This window comes from Pseudomonas sp. NPDC079367, from assembly GCF_044542195.1.
Lineage (GTDB): Bacteria > Pseudomonadota > Gammaproteobacteria > Pseudomonadales > Pseudomonadaceae > Aquipseudomonas.
Genome location: NZ_JBITTW010000001.1, coordinates 743,091 through 759,777 on the forward strand (window position 1 = coordinate 743,091; position 16,687 = coordinate 759,777).

The 16,687-nt window shown below is 60.1% G+C and carries 19 protein-coding genes; 11 read left to right on the top strand and 8 right to left on the bottom strand.

Features of this window, described 5'->3' with window-relative positions; genetic code table 11:
- Nucleotides 1–152 precede the first annotated feature (152 nt).
- Nucleotides 153–1,472, bottom strand: a complete 1,320-nt coding sequence (locus ACIGDJ_RS03165) for an Nramp family divalent metal transporter (protein WP_285410364.1) — start codon at nucleotides 1,470–1,472, stop codon at nucleotides 153–155.
- A 117-nt stretch (nucleotides 1,473–1,589) separates the two neighbouring features.
- Nucleotides 1,590–2,126 carry a chalcone isomerase family protein gene (locus ACIGDJ_RS03170; protein WP_101162571.1) on the bottom strand — a complete coding sequence of 179 codons (537 nt, stop codon included), beginning with the start codon at nucleotides 2,124–2,126 and terminating at the stop codon, nucleotides 1,590–1,592.
- 146 nt (nucleotides 2,127–2,272) lie between these two features.
- Between ACIGDJ_RS03170 and ACIGDJ_RS03175 the strand changes: the two genes are divergently transcribed.
- Together ACIGDJ_RS03175 and ACIGDJ_RS03180 are read left to right on the top strand one after the other, a co-directional pair.
- Nucleotides 2,273–3,046, top strand: coding sequence for a hypothetical protein (locus ACIGDJ_RS03175; protein ID WP_101162572.1), 774 nt, complete (start codon nucleotides 2,273–2,275; stop codon nucleotides 3,044–3,046).
- A gap of 85 nt (nucleotides 3,047–3,131) precedes the next feature.
- Entirely contained in the window at nucleotides 3,132–3,689 is a 558-nt protein-coding gene (locus ACIGDJ_RS03180; protein ID WP_071172855.1) for a hypothetical protein, read from the top strand.
- On the opposite strand, the gene ACIGDJ_RS03185 is transcribed toward ACIGDJ_RS03180, so the two are convergent.
- From ACIGDJ_RS03185 to ACIGDJ_RS03195, 3 genes are all read right to left on the bottom strand, one after another.
- A complete protein-coding gene (locus tag ACIGDJ_RS03185; protein WP_397478305.1) occupies nucleotides 3,679–4,395 on the bottom strand; it encodes an alpha/beta hydrolase in 717 nt (238 codons plus the stop codon). The two genes, ACIGDJ_RS03180 and ACIGDJ_RS03185, sit on opposite strands and share 11 nt — an antisense overlap.
- Before the next feature lie 179 nt (nucleotides 4,396–4,574).
- Nucleotides 4,575–5,687 (bottom strand): succinylglutamate desuccinylase/aspartoacylase family protein, encoded by a 1,113-nt coding sequence (locus ACIGDJ_RS03190; protein ID WP_397478306.1) that lies wholly within the window; start codon nucleotides 5,685–5,687, stop codon nucleotides 4,575–4,577.
- A gap of 140 nt (nucleotides 5,688–5,827) precedes the next feature.
- Complete coding sequence (locus ACIGDJ_RS03195) at nucleotides 5,828–6,607, bottom strand: ABC transporter substrate-binding protein (protein ID WP_101162576.1); 780 nt, start codon at nucleotides 6,605–6,607, stop codon at nucleotides 5,828–5,830.
- Between the two features lie 26 nt (nucleotides 6,608–6,633).
- Between ACIGDJ_RS03195 and ACIGDJ_RS03200 the strand changes: the two genes are divergently transcribed.
- A complete protein-coding gene (locus ACIGDJ_RS03200) occupies nucleotides 6,634–6,843 on the top strand; it encodes a hypothetical protein (RefSeq protein ID WP_312998506.1) in 210 nt (69 codons plus the stop codon).
- A 98-nt stretch (nucleotides 6,844–6,941) separates the two neighbouring features.
- Here the strand turns inward: ACIGDJ_RS03200 and ACIGDJ_RS03205 are convergent, their stop codons facing one another.
- Complete coding sequence (locus ACIGDJ_RS03205) at nucleotides 6,942–7,370, bottom strand: rhodanese-like domain-containing protein (RefSeq protein ID WP_101162577.1); 429 nt, start codon at nucleotides 7,368–7,370, stop codon at nucleotides 6,942–6,944.
- Nucleotides 7,371–7,471: 101 nt separating this feature from the next.
- Between ACIGDJ_RS03205 and ftrA the strand changes: the two genes are divergently transcribed.
- From ftrA to ACIGDJ_RS03220, 3 genes are all read left to right on the top strand, one after another.
- The gene (gene ftrA / locus ACIGDJ_RS03210; RefSeq protein WP_397478307.1) at nucleotides 7,472–8,428 is read left to right on the top strand and encodes a transcriptional regulator FtrA; all 957 of its coding nucleotides are present in this window, start codon (nucleotides 7,472–7,474) and stop codon (nucleotides 8,426–8,428) included.
- A gap of 147 nt (nucleotides 8,429–8,575) precedes the next feature.
- Nucleotides 8,576–9,814 (top strand): S-type pyocin domain-containing protein, encoded by a 1,239-nt coding sequence (locus tag ACIGDJ_RS03215; RefSeq protein WP_397478308.1) that lies wholly within the window; start codon nucleotides 8,576–8,578, stop codon nucleotides 9,812–9,814.
- Nucleotides 9,811–10,146, top strand: coding sequence for a hypothetical protein (locus tag ACIGDJ_RS03220; RefSeq protein WP_397478309.1), 336 nt, complete (start codon nucleotides 9,811–9,813; stop codon nucleotides 10,144–10,146). The genes ACIGDJ_RS03215 and ACIGDJ_RS03220 overlap by 4 nt, the downstream gene beginning before the upstream one ends.
- 62 nt (nucleotides 10,147–10,208) lie before the next feature.
- Here ACIGDJ_RS03220 and ACIGDJ_RS03225 read toward each other — a convergent pair whose 3' ends face one another.
- The gene (locus tag ACIGDJ_RS03225) at nucleotides 10,209–10,547 is read right to left on the bottom strand and encodes an FKBP-type peptidyl-prolyl cis-trans isomerase (RefSeq protein WP_397478310.1); all 339 of its coding nucleotides are present in this window, start codon (nucleotides 10,545–10,547) and stop codon (nucleotides 10,209–10,211) included.
- Nucleotides 10,548–10,680: 133 nt separating this feature from the next.
- Here ACIGDJ_RS03225 and ACIGDJ_RS03230 point away from each other — a divergent pair, with 133 nt between their 5' ends.
- Nucleotides 10,681–11,727, top strand: a complete 1,047-nt coding sequence (locus tag ACIGDJ_RS03230) for a M4 family metallopeptidase (protein ID WP_397478311.1) — start codon at nucleotides 10,681–10,683, stop codon at nucleotides 11,725–11,727.
- A 14-nt stretch (nucleotides 11,728–11,741) separates the two neighbouring features.
- Nucleotides 11,742–12,053, top strand: coding sequence for a protealysin inhibitor emfourin (locus ACIGDJ_RS03235; protein WP_101162582.1), 312 nt, complete (start codon nucleotides 11,742–11,744; stop codon nucleotides 12,051–12,053).
- Nucleotides 12,054–12,072: 19 nt separating this feature from the next.
- Here the strand turns inward: ACIGDJ_RS03235 and ACIGDJ_RS03240 are convergent, their stop codons facing one another.
- Nucleotides 12,073–12,381: an RcnB family protein gene (locus tag ACIGDJ_RS03240; protein ID WP_101162583.1), complete on the bottom strand. Its 309-nt coding sequence runs from the start codon at nucleotides 12,379–12,381 to the stop codon at nucleotides 12,073–12,075.
- 199 nt (nucleotides 12,382–12,580) lie between these two features.
- Here ACIGDJ_RS03240 and ACIGDJ_RS03245 point away from each other — a divergent pair, with 199 nt between their 5' ends.
- The 3 genes from ACIGDJ_RS03245 (at nucleotide 12,581) to ACIGDJ_RS03255 (ending at nucleotide 16,677) form a co-directional block, all read left to right on the top strand.
- Nucleotides 12,581–13,177 (top strand): LemA family protein, encoded by a 597-nt coding sequence (locus ACIGDJ_RS03245; protein WP_397478373.1) that lies wholly within the window; start codon nucleotides 12,581–12,583, stop codon nucleotides 13,175–13,177.
- A 21-nt stretch (nucleotides 13,178–13,198) separates the two neighbouring features.
- Entirely contained in the window at nucleotides 13,199–15,160 is a 1,962-nt protein-coding gene (locus ACIGDJ_RS03250; RefSeq protein ID WP_101162584.1) for a M48 family metallopeptidase, read from the top strand.
- 224 nt (nucleotides 15,161–15,384) lie between these two features.
- The gene (locus tag ACIGDJ_RS03255; RefSeq protein WP_397478312.1) at nucleotides 15,385–16,677 is read left to right on the top strand and encodes an MFS transporter; all 1,293 of its coding nucleotides are present in this window, start codon (nucleotides 15,385–15,387) and stop codon (nucleotides 16,675–16,677) included.
- Nucleotides 16,678–16,687: the final 10 nt, after the last annotated feature.

The window sequence follows — 16,687 nt, forward strand, 5'->3', positions numbered from 1 at the left end:
ACTGTGTGCATATACAGTATAGGCTCGCCCGCTGCGAAACAAGTTGATGGATGACCCCTCGTCGGCTGATCACCTGGATTGCCATCACCCGCGCAACCAGTGGGAGCGAGCCTGCTCGCGAATAGGCCCTGCCAGTCACCGCAACACAGTGATCAAACCGCCCACTGCAATATCAACCAACTGTTCGCCCCGCTGATCAACACAAACAGCCCCCAGGCCAGCACCCGGGTCGGCCAGCGATTGACGAACGGCCCCATCAATTGCCGGTCGTTGGTCATGCGGATCAACGGATACAAGGCGAACGGCAGTTGCAGGCTGAGCACGACCTGGCTCAACACCAGCAACTTGCCAATCGCGCCGTCACCGAGCAGCCAGACGCCGATGAACGCCGGAATCAGCGCCAGCCCGCGAGTGATCAAACGCCGCTGCCAGCACGGGATCCGCAGATTCAGATAGCCCTCCATGATCACCTGCCCGGCGATGGTCCCGGTGAATGTGGAACTTTGCCCGGACGCGAGCAGCGCTACGCCAAACAGCACGCTTGCCAGCGCACCGCCAACCAGCGGATCGAGCAGGTGATAGGCGTCCTGAATGTCGACCACATCGGTGTGCCCGGACTGGTGGAACGCTGCCGCTGCGAGAATCAGAATTGCCGCGTTGACCAGCAGCGCCAGGGCCAGCGACCCGATCGTATCGATGCGCGCCAGCTTCACTGCGTCCTGCTTGCTCGCCAAGTCCTTGCCGATCATCCGCGTCTGCACGATCGAGGTGTGCAGATAAAGGTTATGCGGCATCACCGTGGCGCCGAGGATGCCAATCGCCAGATACAACGGCGCAGCATCGCCAATGGCCGACAGCGAAGGTTTGAAGCCCTGCGCCACGTCCGGCCAGTACGGCTTGATCAACAATAACTCGACGAAGAAACACACACCGATGGTCGCGACCAGCACCAGCATGATCGCTTCCAGGCGGCGGAAGCCACGGTTTTGCAGGGCCAATACGAGGAGAGTGTCGAACGCCGTCAAGGCAATGCCGAACGTCAGCGAACACCCGAGCAGCAAGTGAAACGCCAATGCACAGCCAAGCACTTCGGCGAGGTCGGTGGCGATGATCGAAATTTCCGCCAGCCCCCATTGCAGGCGTGCGGTCGGCGTGCTGTAGCGCTCGCGGGACAACTGCGCCAGATCGCGACCAGTGGCGATGCCCAGCCGCGAGCACAGGCACTGCACGACCATGCCGGCCAGACTCGCCAGCAACACCACGAACAACAGGCTGTAGCCAAAACGCGAACCGGCCTCGATCGCAGTGGCCCAGTTGCCCGGATCCATGTAGCCGATCGACACCAGCAAACCGGGACCGGCAAAACGCAGCACGCGTTTGAAGAACGACGCAGTCGGATCGACCGCGACACTGCCGGCCACTTCCGGCGGGCAAAACGGCGCGGTGGCGATTTTGGGCAAACTGAATTTCACGCACACATCCAGAAACAAAAACGGGAACCCGGCAGCTTAGACGTTTCGCCAGAAGCCTTGAAGAGCAAAGATCGCAGCCTGCAGCAGCTCCTGCATTTGGAACGCGATCTGCTGATCTTATTGACTCGCCCCCAACAACTGCTCGCGCAACTCGGGACTGCGTGTTCGCGGATCCAGCCAGATATCGAAAAACGCCTTGGCAAACTGCGGATCCTCGATCTCATGTTGCAATTTCTGCCCGACAAAAAACCGCGCGCCCTGCCCCGGCAAATATACGCCGGTTATGCGCGTGCCGGCCTGCACGTCGATAAACGACTGCTGCATCTGCACCTGCCAATTGGCCAGTTGTGCCGGGCTGACGCTGGGGCCGGCCAGGCGCTTGATCTCGTCGACGCTGGTGCTGACCAGATCGTCGCGCGAGATCGCGCGGCGATAGATCAGCTCCAGCGCAAAAGGCTGGCCGTCCGCGAGAGGTCGTGCGGCACTCCACAAACGAGCGCTGTAAACATCGAAGCCGAACACGCTGAAATCGCCGCTGCCGATGATTTGCGCACCGGGCACGGCGTCTTGCCAATTGGCCCATGTCGGCGTGAGCAACAGCGCCCACAAGCCGATGCCACAGCAGCCACGGACAAGTTTGGGTGTTCTGCTCATCGCCGTATCCTCTGCGCCACGCTCTGAATGTTCGAAGCATAGCCGGATTCACGCTTGAAATTTTGTATACAAACTTTGCACACATAGGCAGCAATCTCCCAAGCGCAGTGCTAACGTACCCACCCTGACCCAACGGAGAGACCCGCGTGCTGATCCTCAAACTGCTGCTGATTCCCGGTTTTCTCCTGCTGATTTCTCTGGCGGGCAAACGTTGGGGCCCGAGCGTGGCTGGGTGGTTGTCGGGATTGCCGGTCGTGGTCGGGCCCATTCTGTTTTTTCTCGCGGTCGAACAAGGCCCGCAGTTTGCCGCGCAATCTGCGGTGGCGGCGCTGTCAGCAATGTTCGCGATGATCGCCTTCTGCGTCACCTATGCGCAGGTCGCGCAACGCGCCGATTGGCCGTGGGCACTGACGGTTTCGCTGGCGGTTTGGGGCGTGCTGGCAGCGGTGTTGTCGGTGATCCCGGCATCCTTGCCGTTTTCGGTAATTGCCGCGGCGGTGGCGCTGCTTGCATCGCCGTACCTGTTTCCCGAGGTGCAGCCGGCGTTGAACGGGCGAGCGCCGAAGTCGGACAAACTGATTTGGCGGATGATTGCCGGCGCTGCGCTGACACTGGTGGTGACGATGCTCGCCAGCACCGTCGGGGAGCGCTGGAGCGGCCTGCTCGCGGTGTTCCCCGTACTTGGCAGCGTCATGGCGGTGTTTTCGCAACAAACGCGAGGCCCGGCGTTTACCGCTGCGTTACTGCGCGCAACGGCGACCGGCATGTATTCATTCTCAGCGTTCTGCCTGGTGTCAGCCTTGACGCTGCCGAGCATGGGCCTGAGCGGCTTCGTGGTAGGCGTAGCGGTGTCGGTAGCGATGCTCGGCGTGACCCGGCGTCTGCTGGCGCGGCCAGCGGCGAAGGCGCAAGCGCAATAACCGCCCGGACGAATCGCGCTGGAACGCCCGGCACGCTCCGTGGGATGATCGCCCGCCTCGCGCGACCATTTCCCGGAGATTTCAGATGTCATTGTTGAGCAAAAAAGCCGTCGTCCTGATGCTGGCGGCCGTCGCCGGTTTCGCCGCGATCAACGCGCACGCCGCCAAGGAAAAGGTCAAAACCGAGAAGGTTACGCTGCTCGACGGCAAATTCGCCTTCGTCCTGCCCAAAGGCTTTGTCGCTGACCCGCTGCCCGCCAGCCCGAGCGGGGCCAAGGGCACGATGTACACCAACCAGACCACCAAGACCGTGGTCATCGCCGCCGAAAACCAGATCCCGGCTGGGCAGAACGTCAAGGACAACGACGGTGAGTTTCTCGACGGCAGCGTGTCGAGTTTCATCGACGATCAGCGCAAGGCTCTCCCGGACTTCAACAAACTCAGCGAGAAAAGCCTGACCCAGAAAGGCACCGGCCTCGGACTGCGTCAGGTTGACAGCACCGCCACCCAGGGCGGTGGCCAGACGCTGAACACCACATTGCTGGCCGGCTCGGGGACGAAGATGGCGTTGGTGCAGGTGATTTCCCGCGCCAGCGACAAAAAAGGTCACGATGCCCTGGTCAAAGCCATCGTCAAGGATTGAGCCGCTGCAACCAGCCATTCAGGTCACGCAACTCGGCAGCACTGATGCTGTGGCCAACGCCCGGATACGCGTGAAACTCGGGCTGGTAATCGAGCTTGTGCAATAGCGCATTGGCCTCGGTTCCGTGACGGTAAGGCACCGGATCATCGGCGGTGCCGTGGCCGATAAAAATGCTCAGCGGCAACGGCGCTTGCCCGGGCTTGAGTTCGGCCTTGAGCACCGGCAACAAGCGCCCGCTCAACGCAGCGAATCCGCCCACGGCTGCTGGCGCGCGCAGGCCCACTTCGTAGCTCATCATCGCGCCCTGGCTGAAGCCGATCAGGTACACCTTGTCCGGCGCGGCGTGATATTTCTTCGCCGCCTGGGCGATAAAGTCCCGCAGCTTCTGACCGCTGACCTTCAGATCATCAGTCTCGCCGTTGTAGGCACCTTCACCCTTCTTGCGAAACCACTGGAAACGTCCTTCACCCAACGTCATCGGCGCGCGCACCGACAGGTAGTTGTACTGCGCCGGCAGCTGAAATTTCATGCCGATGAGATCGGCCTCGTTACTGCCGTAGCCGTGCATGAAAATCACCAGCGGACGTGGTTCTGCGTCGGCGTGGACCTGTTCGAGGTATTTGAGCGGCAGGTCGGATTGCACGGTGGTTTGTGCGTGGACGGCGGTGGATGCGAGCAGCGTTAGAAGGGTGAATATTTTCAGCATTGCAGCGTTCCTTCACAGAGTGTCGGGTTCGCCGGGGAGCCTAACATCCTTGGAAGAGGATCCAAATTTGTGAAGTGGCTGATGGCCCGTTCGCGAGCAAGCTCGCTCCCACAGGTAAAATGCGTTTGTCTGTGGGAGCGAGCTTGCTCGCGAAGAGGCCGGCACATTCACCGCGCCTGTCAGTCGTTCGTCAGCTTGCCGGTACGAAACGGCACCCTACCCGCCACTTTCGCCTGCCAGATTCCCGGTTCGGTATAACGCCCGCGATCAATCGCAAACAGCACCCCGCTGGTGCCGGCGCGCACGGTGGTCACCCGATCTTGCAGCGGATCGACCACCTCGAACAACGCATCACCCTGCTCTACCCACTCGCCGGCATTGCGCAGGAAACTGACCACGCCGTGGTGCGGGGCGAACAGGTATTCAGTGCCTTCGAACGGCAGGCCCTCACAGCATTCGCTCGGCGCGGTCGGCCACTCACCACTGATGAACCCCTGCTCGGCAAGAAAGCCCAGAATCGCTTCACAGTTGGCCTGAGCCTGATCGACGCGGGTGTCGCCCATGCTGCCCAGCTCCAGCGTCGTCGCCAGATTCGCCGCCGGAATCGCCGCGTCCGGGAATGCCTTGGCCAGACGCAACCACGGCGTCGAGCACGACTCATCGAACGAGCTGCCGCCGGAATCCTCGCAGAGCAATGCCACGCCCGCCTTCAGCCGCGCCGCCAGCGATTGCCACTGCGGCCAGTGTTGCGGCAGTGCGTAGAGATGAATCGCCGCATCGAAGTCGCAATGCAGATCAAGGGTGACGTCGGCGTCGCAGGCGTGGCGCAGCAACAAGCGGTGCAAAGCTTGCAGTTGCGAGGCCGGCGCCGGCAATTCATCGAAGACCTGAGCCATGGCCTGGCGAATCAGCGTGACGTTGGCCTCGGCATCCGCGCCCAGGCGTTCGCCAACCAGTGCCGCTACCGGCGCGCTGAGCTCGACGAATGCGCGATTGAAATTCTTGCCGCTGCCCAATTCGAAGCGGCCCATGTGATTGCCTTGCAGATGCTGATCCAGGCCAATCGGATTGGCCACCGGCACCAACTCGATGACGCCCTGCAAGCGGCCCTGCTGCTCCAGTTCGCTCAGGCGCAGCTTGAGTTCCCACGCGGTGCGCATGCCCGGCAGTTCATCGGCGTGCAGGCTGGCCTGGATATACACCTTGCGGCTGCCGGCGCCGTAGCGGAACACGCTGAGGGAGCGCTCACTGCCCAAATGGCTCCAGGGCAGAACGTGGTCGATGCGTTGCATGGTTAACTCCTCATATCTGCATCACACAGATCCCCTGTGGAAGCGGGCAAGCCCGCTCCCACAATGGATCTCTATCAGTAGAAAGAAAGCATAAAAAAAGTGGCCACCGCGCAAACGGGGCCACTTTTTCTCACGGCGTATTAATGGCCGTATACGTCAAAGTCGAAGTACTTGTCCTGGACTTTCTTGTACTCGCCATTGGCGCGGATTTCGGTGATGGCTTTGTTGAACTGCTCAGCCAGTGCGGTATCGCCCTTGCGCACCGCGATGCCAGCGCCGCCGCCGAAGTACTTGGCGTCTTCGTAGGTCGGGCCGACGAATTCGAAGCCTTTGCCGGCGTCGGTTTTCAGGAAACCGTCGCTGAGGTTGACCGAGTCGGCCAGCATCGCGTCGATACGCCCGGACACCATGTCGAGGTTGGCTTCCTGCTGCGAGCCGTAGCGCACCAGTTCGATTCCGGCCGGAACCAGCACTTCGGTCGCATAACGGTCGTGAGTACTGGCGCGCAGCACGCCGACTTTCTTGCCCTTGAGTTCAGTCAGCGGGTCTTTGACGCCCGAGCCTTGCTTCATCACGAAGCGTGCCGGGGTGTGGTAGTACTTGATGGTGAAATCGACGTTTTTCTTGCGGTCGTCGGTGATGGTCATCGACGACAGGATCGCGTCGATCTTCTTCACTTTCAGTGCCGGGATCAGACCGTCGAACTCTTGCTCGACCCACGTGCATTTAACTTTCATCTGCGCACACAGTGCATCGCCGATGTCCACGTCAAAACCAGTGAGTTTGCCGTCAGGGGTTTTCATCGAGAATGGCGGGTACCCGGCTTCGATACCGATGCGGATCGGCTTGGCGTCTTCAGCCACAGCGGTCAGGGACAACATCGACAGTGCCAGGGCACCGAACATCACTAGCTTTTTCATTTATTACTCCCGTGCGGAGGCTTTTATTGGCAGCTTTCGAGTCAGCATTCGGTCATGGCGTTCTAACAGCAAAAACCGAAGTGGCCGGCAGTCTATGGCGACGCGCACAGGGGCAATTGTTTTTAAGCGACAAATACTTACAGAACATCGGCGCACGCATTGACGAGGGTCAGCGCGTGCGCCGTGGTGGTGCGAAGGCTGCAGGACAAGACTGTTTTCAGAGCAAAAAACGCTGATTCCACTGTAGGAGCTGCCGCAGGCTGCGATCTTTTGATCTTGTTTTTTTGAGATCAAGTTCAAAAGATCGCAGCCTCCGGCAGCTCCTACAGAAACGTCAGCATTCGCAGGCGACAGGTGTATTGGCGACTGACGCCGCGCTCAGTTCGAAACCTTCATCGAGCCATCCGGTGACGCCGCCGATCATCTCTTTCACCGGATAACCCAGCGCCGCCAGCTTCACCGCCGCCTTGTTCGCACCGTTGCAATGCGGCCCGGCGCAATAGACTACGAACACGGTGTTTTTCGGGTAATCGGCCAAGAGTTCCGCCGTGAGCAAGCGTGTCGGGATGTTGATCGCACCGGGCACATGGCCGCGTTCGAACGCCAATGGGCCGCGCACGTCCACCAGAACAAAATCGACCTCCCCGGCCTCGTGGCTGCTGAACACGTCGGAGCAATCAGTTTCGAAGGTCAGACGATTGCTGAAATGCATCAGCGCAATCGCCGAGGGGGCGGCAGGGATTTCGCGAACCAGGCTGGTCATGCAGTGTTGCTCCTTTGTCTGTGGGGTATGAACAGACTTTATCGAGCCGGCGCTTGTCGCTACAGTGGCGCGCAAGACACCGACCGGGAGTTTTCCGCCAAATGCTCACTCAGCCCAATCTCGTCGCCATTCTCGCCTACGATGGCCTCTGCACGTTCGAGTTCGGCATTGCCGTGGAGATCTTTGGCCTGGCCCGACCGGAGTTCGATTTCCCTTGGTACGAGCATGCGATTGCCGCAGTCGATCAAGGCCCGATGCGCGCCATGGGCGGGATTCAAGTGTTAGCCGATGGCGGTGTGGAACTGCTCAGCGAAGCGCGCACCATCGTCATTCCCGGCTGGCGCGATCGCAACGCCCAAATACCGCCAGCGCTGATCGACGCGTTGCGTCAGGCCCATGCCCGAGGCGCGCGGTTGCTGTCGATCTGCTCGGGCGTATTCGTCCTCGCTGCCAGCGGCTTGCTCGACGGTCACCGGGCCACCACCCACTGGCGCTACACCAGCGAACTGGCGCAACGCTTCCCGGCCATCGAGGTCGATCCGGACGTGCTCTACGTCGACGCCGGTCAACTGATCACCTCCGCCGGAAGCGCCGCCGGCATCGACGCCTGCCTGCATCTGGTAACCCGCGACTTCGGCACGCAGGTTGCCAACGCCGTCGCGCAGCGCCTGGTCATGTCGCCGCAACGCACCGGCGGCCAGGCCCAATTCATCCCAACGCCGGTCAGCCCGACCCCACGCAGCGACCTGTCGCGCGTCATGCAATGGGCCCGCGAACGCCTGCACGAACCAATGGAAGTCCGCGATCTGGCCAGTGAAGCGGCGATGAGCGAGCGCACCTTTTTGCGGCGCTTCGCCGAAGCCAGCGGGCAAACGCCCAAGGCGTGGCTGCAACATGAACGCCTGGCGCGGGCGCGAGAATTGCTCGAAAGCACTCACCAACACACCGAGCAGATCGCCCAGCGCTGCGGCTATCGCTCGGTGGAGAGCTTTCGAGCGGCGTTCCGCAGTGTGGTGGGCGTGCCGCCGTCGGTTTATCGGGAGCGGTTTGGGCGGTAGGGTAAGGCGATTTGTTGACCTGTCTGGCCATGGATTTGATCTTTTTGCAGTCCTGACAACCGCAACACTTTCAGACGCGTCCTACATCCATCACTCCTTCGTAGCTTTAGCGTCCGCTTCGTTTTTAAACAGCGGACAAGGACGCTCATGGCTCGCAAGAAAGACATCCCCCGGATCCAGAACCCGCCAGAGGGAGACGAACACCACATCACCAGCCGCTACATGACTGCCAGCGAACTTGCTGCGCGCGAGGCCGCGCATGCCGCTTATGAAGACATGCTGGCGCGGCAGCAGGCTCACGAACATCGTCTTGGCAACCAGGTCATACCGCGACAGCAAAATATAAGCGGCTGTGTGTTTGTGAAAAGTTGCAAGCTGCCGAACGGTGTTATCAATGATGCCAATCCATCCGGATTTATACCGGTCGGGAAAATTTCGGATTATGGAACGCTGTCCTTGCTAGGGGGGCGTGAACGCGACTCGGCCGGGAATATTGCACTCAAGACAATTGGCGCGACCAGTTTGCAGGCGTCGATCGGAGCTTTTGCTCTCGGCAGCTCTGGCAGTCTGAGCACCAGCACTGCCGCCGCAAGTACCACAAGCCTGGCCGCCGGCGGTGTCGTCGCAGGCGGGTTGCTCGGGTTGGTTGCGCTGCTGTGGCCATCGAGTCTCGCCGATAGTGCTCTCTACACAGAAGAGCAACTACAGTCGCTCGAGACAGCCCGGACTCGGGTTCGATTGCATGTAGAACAGCAGCCCGATGGGACGTTGAAAGGATACGGATACAACACTCAAACGCGCAGCGATTGGGAAATGATTCCTGTCGTCCAGTTCGTCAAGCAAGGCGCCTCGTACGTCGCAGATTTTGGCAATGGGTCGACCCTACTCTGGACTCCCTCTGTAGACTCATCAGGCGGATCGGCAATTCCGCCGTTGGAGGGTGCGCCGCAGGTTCCATACATCTGGATATACCCGCCGACCGAGCAGGCGGACAAAATCATCGTCAATCCGGTTTACCCGCCTGAATATCAGGACTTTATTCTGGTCTTTCCGGCTGGCTCGGGAATAAAGCCCCTTTACATTGTCTTGGCACTTGAGTTCGACGCTGCCAGTTACCATGGAAAAAAAGACACTCCCCACAAGAGCAAGGGCCCTTCGAATGGGCAGAAGGCTTTGGAGAGTTCGGTTCAGGTAAAGCCTACATCTACGCGCAGGATTGGAGTGGATCCCGATGCCAATGAGTTGGTCGTTTTTGATCGCACTGGTGGTGAGGTCTACCACGGACACGTAAGGCCATGGGATAAGCTTCATCAAGACATGAAAAACGCATTGATCAAAGCCAGGAAAGTAGACAGCAAGGGCAATATTCTGGGAGCAAGAAAGTGAGCCTCACCTACCAAGACCCGTCAATAGATCATGATGAATCCGTACGATTACTGACCAGCGGCGCTCAGGAGGATGTCATTTGCGCACTGATCTCCATTGGCTTGAATGAACCCGATGGCAGTTGGGCAGAGGAAATCTGCGCCAAGTACCTCTCCAGCGAAACCGAAGCGATCGCTGCCTCTGCCATCACCGCCCTGGGCCATATCGCTCGTCGACATGGAAGACTGAATACCGAAACCGTTTTGCCGGCGCTCGAAAACTTAAGGGGTCGGATGCCCTCGTTGCAGGGCGTCATTGAGGACGCAATTGACGATATAGAGATGTTCACCTGAGCATCCGAAGTTGAAAGCGTTTGGATGAGGGTTGCTTCGTCCAGACGCACGTTCCTCAGACCTCAATCCTCGCGCGTCAAAACCTCCAACAACTCAATTTCAAACACCAGATTCGAATTCGGCGGGATCTTGCCCATGGTCCGCTCGCCGTACCCCAGACGCGCCGGCACCCGCAATTGGCGTTTGCCGCCGACCTGCATGCCCATCAGGCCCTGATCCCAGCCTTTGATCACACGACCCGTGCCGATCACGCACTGAAACGGTTTGCCCCGGCTCCAGGACGAGTCGAATTCCGTGCCGTCTTCCAGCCAGCCAGTGTATTGGGTGGTGATCAGCGCGCCTTTGACTGCGGCTTTGCCGTCGCCGGGTTGCAGGTCGATGATTTGCAGTTCGTCTGTCATGTCGTAGGCTCTGTCGAGGTGTTCGCGGACGGCGTTTTTCGCAGAATCCGTCGACGATGGCAATCCATGGAACCGAAAACACGCGTTGCCGCTCACATGTGTATCGACATCGTATGACGACAAGGATGCTTTGATGACCGACTCCCGATTGCTGCGCAGTTTCATCCCGCCCTACATCCTCAACCGCATCATTGCCCACGGTTCGGAACCGCAGCGCAGTGCCGCGATGCAGACACTCAATCATGTGCGCAGCCTGTTGCCCAACCCCGGCCGCCCTTCGCAGCCGCCGGCGCGGGCGATTCTGCCGGAGGCGAGCAAGCCTGGCCTGGCCCGGCGCAGCGTGCACGATGCACAGAACAAAATGCTCTTGCCGGGCATGCCGGTGCGCCTCGAGGGCCAGCCGGCATCGGGGGACCCGGCGGTCGATGAGGCCTACGACGCGCTGGGCGCCAGCTATGATTTCTTCTGGAAAGTGCTCGGGCGCGATTCGATCGACAATCAGGGATTTGCCCTGATCGGCAGCGTGCATTATGGCCAGGGTTATGAGAACGCATTCTGGAACGGCGCGCAGATGGTCTTCGGTGACGGCGATGGCGAAATCTTCCAGCGCTTCACCCGCTCGCTCGATTTCATCGGCCATGAACTGGCCCACGGTGTCACCGAGAGCGAGGCCGGGCTGATTTATGCCAATCAGTCCGGCGCGCTGAACGAGTCGCTGTCGGATGTCTTCGGCATCTTGGCCAAGCAGTACACCCTCGGGCAAACCGCCGAGCAGGCCGACTGGTTGATCGGCGCCGACCTGCTGATGCCGAAGATTCAGGGCAAGGGCCTGCGCTCGATGTCGCACCCTGGCACAGCATATGACGACCCGTTGCTGGGCAAAGATCCGCAACCGGACCATATGCGCAAGTTCGTCCTCACCAGCGAAGACAATGGCGGTGTGCACATCAATTCCGGCATTCCCAACCGCGCGTTTTACCTGGCAGCCCGAGCGTTTGGCGGCTTCGCGTGGGAAAAGGCCGGACGAATCTGGTACGACACGCTGTGCGACAACCGCTTGAGCCAGGAGGCAACGTTCGACGCGTTCGCAAAACTGACCGTCGACCACGCCGGCCAGCGCTTTGGCGCCGAAGCAGCCGACACCGTGCAGCAAGCCTGGGCGCAAGTCGGTATCGAATAATCCGAGGAGACCGTATGAAAACGCTACCCGAGCTGGATAAAGATTCCGTTTTGCGCGTATCTCGCCAGGGTGGCGTTGCAGCGATTCACAGCCTGAGCCGCCCACGGGAAATCGAATTCGCGCAATGCGATATCAATCAGCGCTCAAGGATCTGCTCGGTGCTCGAAGGTTGCCTGCCACTGGACAGCAGCGAATCGGGCCGTGGGGATCAGCGTTTCTACCAGATTGAAGTGCGCTATCAGTCCGGGGAAATGGTGTTGAAGGTGCCAGAGGACCGGGCGCCTGGGGAGCTGGTGAATCTGTGGGACAAGGGGGAGCTTGTATAGAAGCTCCCCGCTGTATCAGCTATTTCTCAACCGGCTGCATCTCGACAATCGTGCCGTTGGTGATCATCACCATCACGTATTTGTCGTTGATCTGCACCCACTGCGCCTGTTCGATCGGTGCTTTCAGGCCTTTGGCTTTCCAGTTTTTCAGCGCCTTGTCTTCGCGCTGATACATTTCCGGTGCGCGGTCGTTGACCTTCAGTTGGCGGTCGCTGGTCGGCGATTGCACTGAGGGGTCGGTGGAGGTTTGCGCCGCTTGAACAATGGGCGTGATCCCGGCAATGCCCGCAACGAGGGCCAGGCTGGCGATTAGGGTTTTGCTGTTCATCGGTGAACCTCTTTCAGATGAGTAGTACCTGAACTCCGACTGCGCGGCGCGGGAAACATTCCTTGTTTTTCTCGCGGGGCAGGCGGACAGCTTGACGCTGCCGACCTGGCCTGTGGCAAAAGATGGCCTGCTGCCACACGACCCCTGTATTGCGCTAAGATGCCGCGCCCCTTTCAACCGTGTGAATAAGGACATCACCGTGAACACCACTCTCATCATCCTTTTGGTCGTCGCCGGCCTCCTCGCCCTTTACGCCATCCAGCTCTTCAATCGGCTCGTTGCCCGCCGCAATCAGATCAGCAATGCCTTTGCGCAACTCGAGGTACAACTCAAGCGTCGCTACGACCTGATCCCCAACCTGGTGGCAACTGCCAAAGGCTACATGGCCCACGAGCGCGAGACGCTGGAAGCGGTAATTGCCGCGCGCAACAACGCGGTTGCAGGCCTGCAGGCAGCTCAGGCGCAGCCGGGCAATGCGCAGAACATCGTCCAGCTCGGGCAGGCGGACACCGCGCTCAGCAATGCGATGGGCCGTTTGAACGTGACGGTCGAAGCCTATCCGGATCTCAAGGCTTCGCAGAACATGCAGCAATTGAGCGAGGAGCTGAGCAGCACCGAGAATAAGGTCAGTTTTGCTCGCCAGGCTTACAACGATGCGGTGATGACCTACAACACCCTCAAGCAGAGTTTTCCGGCTGCGCTGTTCGCGCCGCTTTTCGGCCATGCTGCCGATGCCTCGGTGCTGACGTTCGCCGACAGCGCCGCGATTCAGCAAGCACCACAGGTTTCGTTCTGACCCCAGCCAACGGATGGCACCATGAATTTTTTCCAACAACAGCGCCAGGCCAAGCGTCGCACCCTGCTGCTTATCGTTTTGATGGGATTGGCCGTCCTGAGTCTGATAGCCGTTTCCTGCGTGCTGATGACCATTCCTGTGGAGGATGGCGACGGCAATGTTCTCTTCGATCTGGAGATGAGCTGGGAGCTGATCGGATATGTGTCAGCGGTGGTGATCAGCGTCGTGCTGCTGGGCAGCACGGCGAAACATTCCGAGCTGTCGGCCGGCGGCAAAGTCATTGCCCGTGGCCTCAACGGCCGGCTGATCAACCATAACGCGCAAACCCTGGAAGAGCAGCGCCTGCTCAACGTTGTGGAAGAGATGGCGATCGCCTCAGGCACGGCCGTTCCCCCCGTCTATCTGTTGCCGGAGCTGGGCATCAACGCTTTCGCCGCAGGTATGACACCGCAAAACGCGGTGATCGGCGTGACTCAGGGCGCGATCAACCTGCTGACGCGCGAGGAGTTGCAAGGCGTCATTGCCCATGAGTTCAGCCACATCTACAACGGCGACATGCGCCTCAACACGCGGTTGATCGCAATCGTCCACGGCATCCTCGTGCTCGGGCTGACTGGAAGTTACATCCTGCGTGGCACCGACGCGGTGGGCAAAGAAGCCGCGCGCCGCAACAAATTTGTCGCATTCAGCGCGCTGGTCGGTTTTGTCCTGTGCGTTGCAGGATTTGCCGGGTCGTATTTCGGCAACCTGATCAAGGCAGCGATCGGGCGGCAGCGCGAGTTCCTCGCTGATGCGACGGCTGTGCAATACACGCGCAACCCGCAAAGCATCGCCGGTGCCCTGAAGAAAATCGGCGGCTATGAATTGGGCGCAACACTCAATGCCGCGCGTGCTGCCGAATTCAGCCATTTGTATTTCGGTTCGGGCACGTCTTCGTTCGACCTGATGGCCTCGCATCCGGATTTGAGCGAGCGGATACGCCGGGTTGATGCGCAATGGGATGGCAGCTTCGTGAAAATCGCCGCGCCTGCGGTGGAACTGCAGGCCAAACCCGACCTGCCGATATCGGATGCATTTGGCGGTGTTCCGGCTGCCGCCATGGCGGCGCTGTACGACCTGAGTGCGGCACAGGCGTCCGTTGCGGCGATCGGCGCGCCGCAGGCAGAGCATTTGATTGAGGCGCGCCGTGTGCTCGGCGATATTCCGCAGGTTCTCAGAGAGGCTGCGCGCAGCGTCGACGGCGCCCAAGCGATCGTCTACGGGTTGTTGTTGTCACGCTCGGCGCCTGTACTGGGCATGCAGCTCGATACACTGAGAGGGAGCGTCGACGATGCGGTATTCGAGCAACTGGAGCTGCTGCAAAATCCGCTGTTATCGCTGCAGCCCGGGCTGCGTTTGCCGTTGCTCGATCTGGCAACGCCGAGCCTGCAACAGCTCGGCAAAAGTTTCGCCAGAGTCGATGCCAACCTGATCGCGCTGATTGAAGCCGACAACGAAACCGAACTGCTTGAATGGACGCTGTTGCGCATCGTCGAGCGCAATGTGCTGGGCGCGGCACCGGTGCAGTTCAAGTTTGGCCTGTTCCAGTGCGCCGAAGAATTGTTGGCGCTGCTGAGCGCGCTGGCCCGTGCCGGACAAAACGATCAAGCGGCGGCCGCACAGGCATTGCAATCCGCCTGGCAGGGGCTTGCCTTCGAACAGCCGCAAGAGATACGCAAGGATCTCGAAGAGCTGATCGGCCTGGAAACCGCGCTCAATCGTCTGCGCCATCTCATGCCGGAAGAGCGCCCCGCCCTGCTCGATGCGATGACTCGCTGCGTAATGCACGACGGCGTGATCACCGTGGCCGAGGCGGAGCTGTTCCGGGCGGTTGCCGACCTGCTCGATTGTCCGCTACCGCCGTTTTTGAGTATCCCGGTGCAGGTTGATAACGGCGCAACGGAAGTTACTCGCGAACAGGGTGCCGTGGCGGCTACGGCTTAGACCGACTGATAATCCGACAGCACTGGCGCCTGACACACAGCTATCGTGAGCAGGCCCGCTCCCACAAAGGCGCCAAGCACTGAAGCCATTGATCCGCCCAACGCATCAATCCATGCCAATAATGCAATTAACAGATTGTTACATCTGCGCCACCATCCACCTCAATAAAAACCGTGCGCCGCTTCTGCGTAGCGCACGTCATAAAAGCGGTGGAGTACTTTTCTATGACAGCCTCAATCCCTACCAACGGCTCGCGGGCCGGTGCCATCTTCCGGGTGACCTCGGGCAACTTCCTCGAACAGTTCGACTTCTTTCTGTTCGGCTTCTACGCCACGCAGATCGCGGCGGTGTTCTTCCCGGCGAGCAGCGAGTTCGCCTCATTGATGATGACTTTCGCCGTATTTGGCGCAGGCTTCCTGATGCGCCCGTTGGGCGCCATCGTGCTCGGCGCGTACATCGATGATGTCGGCCGGCGCAAAGGCCTGATCGTCACCCTGTCGATCATGGCCAGCGGCACGATATTGATTGTGCTCGTGCCCGGATACGAAACCATTGGCCTGTTCGCTCCCGCGCTGGTACTGATCGGCCGGTTGCTCCAAGGCTTCTCCGCCGGTGCGGAACTCGGTGGTGTTTCGGTGTATCTGTCAGAGATCGCCACGCCGGGTCGCAAAGGCTTTTTCACCGCTTGGCAGTCGGCCAGTCAACAAGTGGCGATCATTGTCGCGGCTGCACTGGGCTACGGTCTGAATCAGTGGATGGAGCCGCAAGCCGTCGCCGCGTGGGGCTGGCGCATTCCGTTTTTCGTCGGTTGCATGATCGTCCCGTTCATCTTCTTCCTGCGTCGTAACTTGGCGGAAACCGAAGAGTTCACCGCGCGCAAACACCGTCCAAGCATGCGCGAAGTGTTCCGCACCCTCGGCCAGAACTGGGGCGTGGTGCTCGGCGGGATGTTGATGGTCGCGCTGACCACCACCGCGTTCTACCTGATCACCGTGTACGCGCCGACTTTCGGTAAAACCGTGCTGCACCTGAGCACTTCCGACGCGCTGCTGGTGACGCTGCTGGTGGGTGTGTCGAACTTCTTCTGGCTGCCGATTGGCGGTGCGTTGTCCGACCGTATCGGCCGTCGTCCGGTGCTGATCGGCATGGCCTTGCTGGCGCTGGCCACGACTTATCCGGCGCTGTCGTTCCTGGTACAGGCGCCAAGCTTCACCAACATGCTGCTGTCGCTGCTGTGGCTGTCCTTCATCTATGGCTTGTACAACGGCGCGATGATTCCGGCGCTGACCGAAATCATGCCGGTTGAAGTACGCGTTGCCGGTTTCTCCCTGGCCTACAGCCTGGCCACGGCGATCTTCGGCGGTTTCACCCCGGCAATGTCGACCTTCCTGATCCAGTACACCGGCGACAAAGCCGCGCCAGGTTACTGGATGAGCATCGGTGCCCTGTGCGCGCTGTGCGCCACGCTTTATCTGTACCGCCGTGCCGGTGGTCGTCTGCAACCTGTCGCGGCCTGAGGAAAAACTC

What these genes read in the sequence shown, in the direction of transcription:
- ACIGDJ_RS03170 (WP_101162571.1), bottom strand. Translation starts at nt 2,126, where the DNA reads ATGAGCAGAACACCCAAACTTGTCCGTGGCTGCTGTGGCATCGGCTTG.
- ACIGDJ_RS03235 (WP_101162582.1), top strand. Translation starts at nt 11,742, where the DNA reads ATGAAAACGCTACCCGAGCTGGATAAAGATTCCGTTTTGCGCGTATCT.
- ACIGDJ_RS03255 (WP_397478312.1), top strand. Translation starts at nt 15,385, where the DNA reads ATGACAGCCTCAATCCCTACCAACGGCTCGCGGGCCGGTGCCATCTTC.
- ACIGDJ_RS03225 (WP_397478310.1), bottom strand. Translation starts at nt 10,547, where the DNA reads ATGACAGACGAACTGCAAATCATCGACCTGCAACCCGGCGACGGCAAA.
- ACIGDJ_RS03240 (WP_101162583.1), bottom strand. Translation starts at nt 12,381, where the DNA reads ATGAACAGCAAAACCCTAATCGCCAGCCTGGCCCTCGTTGCGGGCATT.
- ACIGDJ_RS03215 (WP_397478308.1), top strand. Translation starts at nt 8,576, where the DNA reads ATGGCTCGCAAGAAAGACATCCCCCGGATCCAGAACCCGCCAGAGGGA.
- ACIGDJ_RS03195 (WP_101162576.1), bottom strand. Translation starts at nt 6,607, where the DNA reads ATGAAAAAGCTAGTGATGTTCGGTGCCCTGGCACTGTCGATGTTGTCC.
- ACIGDJ_RS03185 (WP_397478305.1), bottom strand. Translation starts at nt 4,395, where the DNA reads ATGCTGAAAATATTCACCCTTCTAACGCTGCTCGCATCCACCGCCGTC.
- ACIGDJ_RS03250 (WP_101162584.1), top strand. Translation starts at nt 13,199, where the DNA reads ATGAATTTTTTCCAACAACAGCGCCAGGCCAAGCGTCGCACCCTGCTG.
- ACIGDJ_RS03190 (WP_397478306.1), bottom strand. Translation starts at nt 5,687, where the DNA reads ATGCAACGCATCGACCACGTTCTGCCCTGGAGCCATTTGGGCAGTGAG.
- ftrA (WP_397478307.1), top strand. Translation starts at nt 7,472, where the DNA reads ATGCTCACTCAGCCCAATCTCGTCGCCATTCTCGCCTACGATGGCCTC.
- ACIGDJ_RS03230 (WP_397478311.1), top strand. Translation starts at nt 10,681, where the DNA reads ATGACCGACTCCCGATTGCTGCGCAGTTTCATCCCGCCCTACATCCTC.
- ACIGDJ_RS03205 (WP_101162577.1), bottom strand. Translation starts at nt 7,370, where the DNA reads ATGACCAGCCTGGTTCGCGAAATCCCTGCCGCCCCCTCGGCGATTGCG.
- ACIGDJ_RS03180 (WP_071172855.1), top strand. Translation starts at nt 3,132, where the DNA reads ATGTCATTGTTGAGCAAAAAAGCCGTCGTCCTGATGCTGGCGGCCGTC.